Genomic DNA, 10,630 nt, shown 5'->3' on the forward strand with positions numbered 1-10,630 from the left:
CATAAAATGTTGCTTATTTATCGCTATATGACGCCAAAAATGAAAAAAGAAGACCCAAGAATCACCCGCACCAAAGAACTTATCCAACTTGCCTTTATGCAAATCCTTGAAACCCGTGACTATAGCGAGATTACGGTTCAAGATATTTTAGACCGGGCAAACATTAACCGCTCTACCTTTTATAAGCACTACTTAAATAAAGATCATCTGGCAACGGAGATTATCGAGAAGCTCAAAACCGAATCGCTTTTACCGCTTCTTGAGCAACGTTTTAACACCCCTAAACTGGAATTTGCCCTCAAAGCCGCTCCAATTATCAATGCATTGAAAACCACCCTGCAAACACTGTGGAAAATTGATACCCATCGGGTGAGCTTAAAACGGCAAATTCAAGAGGAAGTGAAAAAGAAATATATTGAGGTAATTTCAAGCCGTCCGCAAAATGAGACGACCGATACCGAGTTTCAAGGTAAACTCTACCCTTTCGCTTACTATGATGGAGCACGTTATTATGTCTGATACGCTACTCGACCCAAGAACTACCCAAACTAATCTCCAACAGGTGCTTTCTTATTTTATGTTGGAATAACAAGCGGCCATTTTTTCGCATTTTTTTGCAAAAAATCTAATTTATACCATTTAGTTATAAATAATTCTGAAAAAAGCAGGTAAACTGCTCGCTCCATCTTTTCATCACTTACCTTACAGGAAAAAGTATGCCCATCACAATACTAGACGGCGGAATTAGCCGTGAATTAATGCGTCGCAATGCTCCATTTCATCAGCCTGAATGGTCTGCTGCCGCTTTGTATGAAGGCCCACATTTTGTGCAAGCGGTACACGAAGATTTTATCGCTCACGGGGCAGAAGTGATTACTACCGACAGCTATGCGGTTGTGCCCTTCCATATTGGCGAAAAACGCTTTGCGGCAGACGGCAAAATGCTTGCCGATTTAGCCGGTCGCCTTGCCAAACAAGCGGTCAAAAATTCGGAAAATTTCGCAACTCAAATTGCAGGCTCACTTCCACCAATGTTTGGCTCTTACCGTGCCGATTTAATTCAAATGGAACGCTTTGCTGAAATTGCCAAGCCTTTAATTGACGGGCTTTCGCCTTATGTGGATATTTGGCTTTGTGAAACTCAAAGTGCGATTATTGAGCCGATTTCCGTTAAAGCATTATTGCCGAAAGACAACCGCCCGCTTTGGGTCTCTTTTACCCTCACCGATGATGAACCAACCACCGAGCCACAGCTTCGCTCGGGCGAAAGCGTTAAACAAGCAGTCGAAGAAATGGTGAAGTTAGGCGTGCAAGCGATTTTATTTAACTGCTGTCAGCCTGAAGTGATCGGCGAGGCGTTAAGCGTGACTCAAAAAACTTTAGCCGAATTAAAAGCTACCCATATTCGCACTGGAGCTTATGCCAACGCCTTTGCTCCACAACCAAAAGATGCCACCGCCAATGACGGCTTGGACGAAGTTCGCCAAGATTTAACCCCGGAGGCTTATTTAGGCTGGGCAAAAAAATGGACGGAACAAGGGGCAACCATTATCGGTGGCTGCTGCGGCATTGGGGTTGAGTATATTGAAACGCTGGCAAAACATTTAAAATAAGGAAATCGAATGTCAAATAAAAAAATAGGATTAATTTCACTCACCGCCTTAGTGCTAAGCTCAATGATTGGCTCGGGGATTTTTAGCTTACCGCAAAATATGGCAGCCGTTGCCGGAGCAGAAGCGATCACGATAGGCTGGCTGATTACCGGTGTCGGCATTATCTTCTTAGGTCTATCGTTTTTCTTTATTTCCCGCTTACGTCCGGATTTAGACGGCGGCATTTACACCTACGCACGGGAAGGTTTTGGCGAGCTGATGGGCTTTATGTCGGCGTGGGGCTATTGGCTCTGTGCCACCATTGGCATTGTAGGCTACCTCACCGTTGCTTTTGAAGGTTTAGGTGTGTTTACCGACAACCCGAACACCGTGATTTTCGGGCAAGGTAACACCCTCGCCTCTTTTATTGGTTCTTCGATTATTGTGTGGCTGGTTCACGCCCTCATCGCAGGCGGTATCAAAGAAGCAGCCTTTGTAAACTTAATTGCCACTTTTGTGAAAGTCGCCCCGCTCATTCTGTTCATCGGGCTAGGCATTTGGTATTTTGATGTGGAGCTGTTTAATAGTGACGTTAAAGCCACCGCCCTCAATAATAGCGTAGGCGACCAAGTGAAAAGCACAATGTTAATCACCTTATGGGTATTTACCGGTGTGGAAGGGGCTTCTGTGCTGTCGGCTCACGCGAAAAAGCGTTCCGACGTGGGGCTGGCAACCGTATTAGGTATTATTATTGCACTTGCTCTTTATGTGGCAATTACCATTCTTTCACTCGGAATTCTGCCACGGGAAACTATTGCCAATATGGCAAATCCGTCAATGGGGCCGTTGCTTGATGCGATGATGGGACCAACCGGTAAGGTAATTATTACTGCCTGTCTAATTGTATCAGTACTTGCCTCTTACATTAGCTGGACGATGTATTCGGCAGAAGTGCCTTATCGTGGCTCAAAAAACGGGGCTTTCCCGAAAATTTTAGACAAAGTGAATGAAAACGGCACGCCGATTAACTCACTCTGGTTTACCGGCTTTATCGTGCAATTTTGCTTGGTGTTGGTGTTTGTTTTTGAGCAAAGCTATAACACCTTATTGCTGATTTCCACCTCGATGATTTTAATTCCCTATTTCTTAATCGGGGCTTATTTATTCAAATTAGCGATTCAAACCAACGCCACTTGGTACATTAAACTCACCGGCTTTATGGCAGCCCTTTACGGATTATGGATTGTCTATGCCGCAGGGCTGGAATACTTGCTGCTTTCGGTGGTGCTTTATGTACCCGGAATTTTACTCTTCCTCTACTCCAACTATAAATTCAACGGCAGATTAACTCTTTCAACGACTGAAAAAATCATCTTAATGGTACTACTGGTGATTTTTGGCTATGCCGTAATTGAATTGCCGATGCTATTAGCCAATAGCTAAACGTGAAAAGACCGCTTTTACAAGCGGTCATTTTTTTAGGATTTTTTGCAAAAACTTCGTTAGAATTGCTATTTCTCACAACAATTACAAGGAGAATATATGCAAACCTACCAAAACAAAGCACTTTGCCGTGTACGCACCATCACATTATTCCTTAGTTTAACCAAAGATAAATCCCAATGGCAGCAAGCGTTAAATTCAGCCAAAGCAGAATTTGACTTACTCGTTCCTGCTATTCAACAACAAGGTTATACCATTCAATCTATTCGTATTGTAACCAACAGTTTCGGAGAGTATTTGGATTTAACCGATATTCAAACCGCTAAGCAAGATTTAGCCTACCTTAAACAGCTATTAACCCAACTTAACGATAGCGGTTTACGCATTCGCTTTGCCATTGGTGAGGCAAAAACACCCCGCGAATTAGCATTACTGCCTGAGCTGATTTTAAATTATGGTGATTTATCTAACGCTTGTGTCAATATTGAACCCGATGAATTTGGGATTTTAGACAATGAAACCATTTTACAATCTGCTCAAATTATCAAACAAATCGCTGAAATTACCCCAAGAGGTGAAGGAAATTTTAATTTTACGGTGAATTTTAACTGTAAACCTTTTATTCCTTATTTTCCGGCAAGCTACCATTCAAGCAAGATCCCTAACAGTTTTGTGATAGGCCTAGAAACACCAGATCTATTAGTAGCGGTGTTAAAAGAGCTGAAAGCCAGCCCACATAACGACTTTTATCGCCAATGCTATGAAACGATGTCTCAAGCCTTGCAATATCACGTTGATGAAGTTCTCGAAGCAGTAAAATCGGTACAACACAAATTACAATTTGCCTTTGCTGGCATTGATAGTTCTGCTGCTCCGTCAAAAAACTGTGCCTCAATGACAGAAGTTTATGAATTAATGGGCGTACCATTTTTTGGGGCCGCCGGAACAGTAGAAGCCTCTTCACTTCTGACAAAAGTCTTTAAATCTATCAAAAATGTACCGCTTGTCGGTTTTTCAGGTTTAATGTTGGCAGTAACCGAAGATTTAGGCTTAGCTGCAGGCACACACAAAGCCCAATTCGACATTCGTGCTTTACTCACTTATAGTGCTGTTTGTGGCATTGGGTTAGATACCGTACCGATTTCCAATGAAGCTACTGTTGAACAAATTGCCGCATTAATGCGAGACACCGGCACAATGGCATTTAGACTAAATAAACCGCTTACAGTACGTTTATTTCCAATTCCGAATAAGAGTGCTGGGGAAGTGACAGAATTTGAAAGTGATGATTTATGTAACTGCCGAATTTTAACTGTACCTTAAAATAAAGGCTGATGGATATTTCCATCAGCCTTTCAATTTACTTCACCTTCAATTTTTTACCTACCGTAATCTGATAATTTTTCAAATTATTCAGCTCACTGATTTTTTGCGGCGTAGTACCGTAAGCTCTAGCAATCGAGTAAACCGTTTCATCTTGTTGGACAATATGGTAGCCACTGTTAGACACCTTAATTTCTCTTTGAGAGTCTGATTTTTTAGACTGATTTTTTTGATCTTTCTCAAGAGCTGTTTTTTCTTTTAGTTGCTGCTCTTCTTTCTTATTGGTTTTAGCCGAATCTTCTTTTTTATCCTCTTTTTTGCTCTTTTCTTTCAATTTTGTCTTATCTGATTGCGTATTCTTCTCTTGTTTCTCAGAAGCAGGCTTTTTAGTTAAATCAGCTTTAGCAGTTTTTTCCTCTTTCTTATTTTGCTTATCTTCTTTGTCCGATTTTTTACTGACTGAAGAGCCAGCAACTGCATTTTTTGCCCGATAAGCGACTAATCCATTATAAATGGCCCGAGCAACTTGTTTACGATAATTTGCACTGGCTAGCTTTGCTTCCTCGGTTGAATTAGATAAAAATCCCGTTTCCACCAATACAGATGGAATATCAGGTGAACGCAGAACACTTAAGCTTGCGTGCTGAGGAGACGATTTTGCTAATGCAGCCACATTTGACATTTTAGCTAAAATGCTCTTGCCTAATTCATAGCCGGCACGTTGAGAGTGAGAGAACTGTAAATCAAGCACTGTTTGATTTAAATAACGTTCATTGTTGCTTGAAAGCACCGAACCAGCCCCGCCAAGTAATTCCGACTGCTTCTCGTGGTCTTCCAACCATTTACCCATTTCATCGCTAGCACGGCTATTAGAAAGTACCCAAACCGAAGCCCCTTTCAAGGAATCGCCACGAGGCGAAGAGTCTGCGTGAATAGAAACCAGCAGATCGGCACGATGCTTACGGGCAATCTCGGTACGTTGCGGTAATTGGATAAAATAATCTCCCGAGCGTGTCATCACTGCTTTAAAATTAGGATCGGCATCTAACAAGGCTTTTAGCTCTTTAGAAATTGCGAGGGTAACGCTTTTTTCCAAAATCCCCAGATTTTTACCAATAGCCCCCGGATCTTTTCCCCCGTGTCCGGCATCAATCGCCACAATGGTTTTGGCAAATGTGGAAAAACTGAATAAACTCAATGTGCTAAAAACAATAAATCTGATAACTTGCTTCATTACCTTCCCTACAAGCGGTCTATTTTTGATGAAAATTTACTAATATATCTACTGCAGTTTGATTTTGCGGCAACAGGCTAATCTGCCGTCCGTCATTCTTATAATCAATTTGGATCACAAAATCAGCCTCTGGAATCATTCCTTTACCTTTAACTGCCCATTCCAGCAAACAAAGTGTTTGGGGTTTGAAATAATCACGAATCCCCATAAATTCCAGTTCTTCAGGATCGGCTAAGCGATACAAATCAAAATGATACAGGTTAAATGGCGTAAGGTGATATTCTTCCACCAGCGTATAAGTCGGGCTTTTCACATTGCCTTGATGCCCGAAAGCCCGTACGATCGAGCGGGTTAAGGTGGTTTTACCTGCCCCAAGTTCGCCGTTTAGGTAAACAACCAGCGAATGAGCTTGGTCTTGCAATAAATATTTCTTAAGTTCTAACGCGAATGATTGACCAAATTCCAGCAATTTAGTTTCATCTTCGCAGTAAAAAGAGAGAAAATCTGTCATTATTTTTGGTCTAGCTGAATAAAATGTTCCCGATAAAATTTCAATTCGTTAATGGATTCACGAATATCGTCCAACGCTAAATGCGTATTGCCTTTACTGAATTTATCTAAAATCTCCGGTTTCCAACGGCGTGCCAGCTCTTTTAAAGTACTCACATCTAAGTGGCGATAATGGAAATAATCGGCTAAATCAGGCATATATTTATACAAAAAACGTTTATCTTGAGCAATGCTGTTGCCGCAAATCGGAGAAGCGCCTTTTGGCACCCAGCGTTTTAAGAAGTCTAAAGTTTGCAACTCTGCTGCCCGTTCCGTCAATTTGCTCGCTTTCACTCGTTCAATCAGCCCGTTAGCGGTATGGGTTTTGACGCACCAATCACTCATTTTCTCTAATAAATCATCGGTTTGGTGTACCGCAAGTACCGGTCCTTCCGCTAAAATATTTAAATCCTTATCGGTCACAATGGTGGCGATTTCAATAATGCGTTCTTTTTCCGGATCTAACCCTGTCATTTCAAGATCGATCCAAATTAAATTTTGTTCGTTTTGAGCCATTTTATTTCCTTACACTTTTGCAATTTTTAGGGCATTTTTGACCGCTTGCGGCACAAATTGGCTGATGTCACCATTGTGGCGATAGATTTCCCTTACCATCGTTGAAGAAAGGTAACGCCATTCTATTGAAGGGGGGAAAAAAATAGTTTCTAAATCGCCCGATAATTTGTAATTTAACTGAGCGAGTTGGATTTCATAGTCAATATCATCTGCCCCACGAATACCACGGATTAACGCTTTGGCATTCTGCTGTTTGGCAAAGTCTGCCAGTAATCCGCTAAAGCCGATCACCTCAATATTTTGCCATTCAGAACAACTTTGTTTGACTAATTCCACCCGCTCTTCAAGGCTAAAAAGCGGCTGCTTACTTGGGTTTTGAGCCACCGCCACAATTACTTTGCCAAATAAGTGAGAGGCTTTGCGAATTACGTCTAAATGCCCGTTGGTAATAGGATCAAAGGTGCCTGCATAAATTACGTTATAACTCATTTTATTTCTCTAAATAGGGGGCTAATAAATCCAAATGGCGTTTTAATGCCCCTTGATTTTCCTGTAACACGCTTAAGCCGGATTTTGCAATTTCTTGTCCGATTTGGGGCTGCTCAAGCAATAATTCAATGCTCTCGGTCAAAGCCTCGACTGAACTTTCAATTTCAATCACGCCTTTCACCTCACGCAACTTCTCAAAGATTTCAGGGAAATTATAGGTATAAAGCCCGGAAACCACCGGAATATTAAAAGCGATTGGTTCAAGCGGATTATGCCCACCATGTTTGACCAAACTACCTCCCACAAAAGCAATGTCAGACAGCCCATACAGTAACATCATCTCGCCCATTGTATCACCTAACATTACTTGAGTATTTTGGCTTAACATTTTATTCTCAGTACGTTTTACATAATTTAAATCTGATTTTTGAATCAGTAGCTCAACTAAACCAAAACGCTCCGGATGGCGAGGCACTAAAATCAACACTAAATTCGGGTAATGCTCTAATAAGAGTTTATGAGCATCTAAAATCAGCTTCTCTTCCCCTTCGTGAGTACTGCCGGCAATCCAAATCGGTCTATCGGTTAAATTCAGACTAGCTTTAGTTTTAATCACCGATTGATGAAGCTGTGGCGTAATTTCTAAATCAAATTTCAGGTTGCCGGTATTAACCATTTTTGCTAGCTCATAACCGAGTGCTAAATAGCGATCTCGGCTTACCTCATCTTGAGCCATAATGAGGCTTATTTGGTTGAGCATATCCTTAATGCTACCTTTTACCCAACCATAACGCTTCGCAGAACGTGGCGACAAACGAGCATTAGCAATCACAAATGGAATTTTACGAAAATTCACCTTACGAATTAAATTCGGCCAAAGTTCGGTTTCAATCACAATTATCAATTTCGGATCGATAAAATTCAAAAACCGCTCGATAGCATCAGGTAAGTCATAAGGCAAATAAAAATGTGAAACACTATTACCAAAAGCGGCTTGCACACGCTCAGAGCCTGTTGGCGTTACCGTTGTGACTATCAACGGAAGTTCAGGATATTGCTTGCTGACTGCCTTAATCAAAGGCGTTGCAGCAATCACCTCACCAACCGATGCCGCATGGATTACCACCCCTTTTGCTTTCGGTTTTTCCGATTCGTCATAAATCCCATAACGCTCCCATAAACGTTTCCGATAAGCTGGTTGTTTACGCCCTTTGTACCACATTAATAGCAGAACCACAGGCTGTAATAGATAACTTAAACAAATATAGAGTAAACGTAGCATTTATTTTCCTTATACCATAACCCTCGCCCCTTGAGAGAGAGGGACAGATTTTTCTTCGTTCAGAAGAAAAATCAGGGAGAGGGGGAATATTGCAAACTGTTACAAAAAACGACCGCTTGCCCTCTCTCTGATAAAATTGCTGAACGCAATTTTATCGGTCTCTCTCCCACAAGGGGAGAGAGACAAATACGCCAATAAATCGTTCCTCTCTTGTTCGAGAAGGGGGAACAAGCGGTTATTTTTACCAAAAATTGTGCAATCTATATCCTCAAAGACAAAACCACGGAATAACCTTAATCCGTGGTTTATCTCGCATCATTACGCTTGATGTGGATTGCGGGTATTCGCATTCACTAAGTTACGCATTAAGAGAGCAAATTCTAACTCAATATCTGCCGGCACATCTAAAAAGACAAAATGCCCGTCACCGAGAGCGGCTTCCACATTTTCATTTTTGCGGTTAAGCATACGATCGATTTTAAATACAATGTTGCCCTTAGGGGTCATCATTTCCACTGAATCACCCACTAAGAATTTGTTTTTTACCGCCACTTCCGCCAAGCCTTCTGCATTGCGTTTGCCGGTAAATTCGCCCACAAATTGTTGGCGTTCTGAAATCGAATAGCCATATTCATAGTTTTGGTATTCATCGTGGGTATGACGACGTAAGAAACCCTCTGTGTAACCACGATGTGCAAGGCTTTCAAGGGTATCCATCAAACTCTCGTCAAATGGTTTACCGGCTGCGGCATCATCAATTGCCTTACGATACACCTGAGCCGTTCTGGCACAATAATAAAACGATTTCGTACGCCCCTCAATTTTCAGTGAATGCACCCCCATTTGAGTTAAACGCTCAACGTGTTGTACTGCACGCAGATCTTTAGAGTTCATAAAATAGGTGCCGTGCTCATCTTCAAAAGCAGTCATTTGCTCGTCCGGGCGTTGTGATTCGGTATAAAGGAACACTTTATCTGTTGCTTCGCCATTACCTAGAGTCGGAGCCACATTTTTGACTTCAATTTCCGGCTCATATTTCGGTACAATTTGCCCTACCTCATCAATCTTACCTTCTTCCATTTTATATTCCCAACGGCAAGCATTAGTACAAGTGCCTTGGTTTGGGTCACGCTTATTGATATAGCCTGAAAGCAAACAGCGACCTGAATATGCCATACACAAAGCACCGTGAACGAAGATCTCAAGCTCCATATCCGGCACTTGTTCACGAATTTCTTCGATCTCTTCAAGTGATAATTCACGGGATAAAATCACACGGGTTAGCCCCATTTGACGCCAGAATTTCACCGTTGCCCAGTTTACCGCATTGGCTTGCACCGAAAGGTGAATATCCATTTCAGGGAAATTTTCACGCACCAACATAATCAAGCCCGGATCAGACATAATCAAAGCGTCCGGCTTCATATCCACCACAACTTTGAGATCTTTAATAAAGGTTTTTAATTTTGAGTTGTGTGGAGCAATATTCACCACCACATAGAATTTTTTTCCTAAAGCGTGGGCTTCATCAATCGCAATTTTTAAATTGGCGTGGTTAAATTCATTATTACGCACACGCAAGCTGTAGCGAGGCTGTCCTGCATAAATTGCATCGGCACCATAAGCAAAAGCGTAACGCATATTTTTTAACGAACCTGCGGGCGAAAGTAGTTCAGGTTTGGCATATTTTAAAGTCATAGGTAATTCTCTATTCTGATAACAAGTCAGGACTTCCCAGCGTGGGAAGCGTAAGCGGTATATTTTCTAAGAAATATTGCGTAATGGCAAGCTAATCCATTACAATCCGATTTTTATGTGGGGAACAATATGAAAATTAAATACCTTTTAGCAACAACATTACTGGCATTTTCAGCATTTACCACTGCTCAAAGCATTAAAATGGAGATGATGCAAATGAATATGCAGGCGAATAAATTAATGCGTGCCGAATCGGCTGAAGAGTTTAGCCAAATCGCTAATGATTTCATTACGATTACCGAGAAAACCAAAGGGATTTTTCCTAATAGCGTAGAAGGCGATAAAGCCGCTCAGGAAGATTACCAAGCCGGTATGCAAAAATTGATTGATGTGGTTAATCAAGCCAATGAAAAAGCCCAAGCAGGTGAATTACAAGAAGCCAAAATGCTGATTTCCGAGCTTGAAATGATTAAGCGTGAATATCACAAAAAATATAAATAGGTC

11 protein-coding genes are annotated in these 10,630 nt (G+C 41.5%); 5 read left to right on the plus strand and 6 right to left on the minus strand.

Annotated elements, in window-relative coordinates; all coding sequences use genetic code 11:
• The first annotated feature begins 6 nt into the window (after positions 1-6).
• From ACJ7Z2_RS10200 to ACJ7Z2_RS10215, 4 genes are all read left to right on the plus strand, one after another.
• On the plus strand, positions 7-519 hold the full coding sequence (locus tag ACJ7Z2_RS10200) for a TetR/AcrR family transcriptional regulator (RefSeq protein WP_409500222.1): 513 nt from the start codon (positions 7-9) through the stop codon (positions 517-519).
• A 197-nt stretch (positions 520-716) separates the two neighbouring features.
• The gene (locus ACJ7Z2_RS10205) at positions 717-1,613 is read left to right on the plus strand and encodes a homocysteine S-methyltransferase family protein (RefSeq protein WP_409500223.1); all 897 of its coding nucleotides are present in this window, start codon (positions 717-719) and stop codon (positions 1,611-1,613) included.
• Between the two features lie 9 nt (positions 1,614-1,622).
• Positions 1,623-3,035, plus strand: a complete 1,413-nt coding sequence (locus ACJ7Z2_RS10210) for a basic amino acid/polyamine antiporter (RefSeq protein WP_409500224.1) — start codon at positions 1,623-1,625, stop codon at positions 3,033-3,035.
• A 99-nt stretch (positions 3,036-3,134) separates the two neighbouring features.
• On the plus strand, positions 3,135-4,358 hold the full coding sequence (locus tag ACJ7Z2_RS10215) for a DUF711 family protein (RefSeq protein WP_409500225.1): 1,224 nt from the start codon (positions 3,135-3,137) through the stop codon (positions 4,356-4,358).
• A 37-nt stretch (positions 4,359-4,395) separates the two neighbouring features.
• Here the strand turns inward: ACJ7Z2_RS10215 and ACJ7Z2_RS10220 are convergent, their stop codons facing one another.
• From ACJ7Z2_RS10220 to yegQ, 6 genes are all read right to left on the minus strand, one after another.
• Positions 4,396-5,592 (minus strand): N-acetylmuramoyl-L-alanine amidase, encoded by a 1,197-nt coding sequence (locus ACJ7Z2_RS10220; protein WP_409500226.1) that lies wholly within the window; start codon positions 5,590-5,592, stop codon positions 4,396-4,398.
• 19 nt (positions 5,593-5,611) lie between these two features.
• Positions 5,612-6,103 carry a tRNA (adenosine(37)-N6)-threonylcarbamoyltransferase complex ATPase subunit type 1 TsaE gene (gene tsaE, locus ACJ7Z2_RS10225; RefSeq protein ID WP_409500227.1) on the minus strand — a complete coding sequence of 164 codons (492 nt, stop codon included), beginning with the start codon at positions 6,101-6,103 and terminating at the stop codon, positions 5,612-5,614.
• Complete coding sequence (gene orn / locus ACJ7Z2_RS10230; protein WP_006247846.1) at positions 6,103-6,657, minus strand: oligoribonuclease; 555 nt, start codon at positions 6,655-6,657, stop codon at positions 6,103-6,105. The genes tsaE and orn overlap by 1 nt, the downstream gene beginning before the upstream one ends.
• 9 nt (positions 6,658-6,666) lie before the next feature.
• Positions 6,667-7,146 (minus strand): pantetheine-phosphate adenylyltransferase, encoded by a 480-nt coding sequence (gene coaD / locus ACJ7Z2_RS10235; RefSeq protein WP_126301788.1) that lies wholly within the window; start codon positions 7,144-7,146, stop codon positions 6,667-6,669.
• A 1-nt stretch (position 7,147) separates the two neighbouring features.
• Positions 7,148-8,428, minus strand: a complete 1,281-nt coding sequence (gene waaA, locus ACJ7Z2_RS10240; protein WP_409500228.1) for a lipid IV(A) 3-deoxy-D-manno-octulosonic acid transferase — start codon at positions 8,426-8,428, stop codon at positions 7,148-7,150.
• Positions 8,429-8,746: 318 nt separating this feature from the next.
• Complete coding sequence (gene yegQ, locus ACJ7Z2_RS10245) at positions 8,747-10,126, minus strand: tRNA 5-hydroxyuridine modification protein YegQ (protein ID WP_409500229.1); 1,380 nt, start codon at positions 10,124-10,126, stop codon at positions 8,747-8,749.
• Positions 10,127-10,255: 129 nt separating this feature from the next.
• Between yegQ and ACJ7Z2_RS10250 the strand changes: the two genes are divergently transcribed.
• Positions 10,256-10,627, plus strand: a complete 372-nt coding sequence (locus ACJ7Z2_RS10250; protein ID WP_126301785.1) for a cytochrome b562 — start codon at positions 10,256-10,258, stop codon at positions 10,625-10,627.
• Positions 10,628-10,630 lie beyond the last annotated feature (3 nt).

The organism is Mannheimia glucosida, from assembly GCF_046267875.1.
In the GTDB taxonomy this organism is placed as follows: domain Bacteria; phylum Pseudomonadota; class Gammaproteobacteria; order Enterobacterales; family Pasteurellaceae; genus Mannheimia; species Mannheimia glucosida.

Coding starts and splice junctions, on each gene's coding strand:
- ACJ7Z2_RS10200 (WP_409500222.1), top strand. CDS start 7: ATGTTGCTTATTTATCGCTATATGACGCCAAAAATGAAAAAAGAAGAC.
- ACJ7Z2_RS10205 (WP_409500223.1), top strand. CDS start 717: ATGCCCATCACAATACTAGACGGCGGAATTAGCCGTGAATTAATGCGT.
- ACJ7Z2_RS10210 (WP_409500224.1), top strand. CDS start 1,623: ATGTCAAATAAAAAAATAGGATTAATTTCACTCACCGCCTTAGTGCTA.
- ACJ7Z2_RS10215 (WP_409500225.1), top strand. CDS start 3,135: ATGCAAACCTACCAAAACAAAGCACTTTGCCGTGTACGCACCATCACA.
- ACJ7Z2_RS10220 (WP_409500226.1), bottom strand. CDS start 5,592: ATGAAGCAAGTTATCAGATTTATTGTTTTTAGCACATTGAGTTTATTC.
- tsaE (WP_409500227.1), bottom strand. CDS start 6,103: ATGACAGATTTTCTCTCTTTTTACTGCGAAGATGAAACTAAATTGCTG.
- orn (WP_006247846.1), bottom strand. CDS start 6,657: ATGGCTCAAAACGAACAAAATTTAATTTGGATCGATCTTGAAATGACA.
- coaD (WP_126301788.1), bottom strand. CDS start 7,146: ATGAGTTATAACGTAATTTATGCAGGCACCTTTGATCCTATTACCAAC.
- waaA (WP_409500228.1), bottom strand. CDS start 8,428: ATGCTACGTTTACTCTATATTTGTTTAAGTTATCTATTACAGCCTGTG.
- yegQ (WP_409500229.1), bottom strand. CDS start 10,126: ATGACTTTAAAATATGCCAAACCTGAACTACTTTCGCCCGCAGGTTCG.
- ACJ7Z2_RS10250 (WP_126301785.1), top strand. CDS start 10,256: ATGAAAATTAAATACCTTTTAGCAACAACATTACTGGCATTTTCAGCA.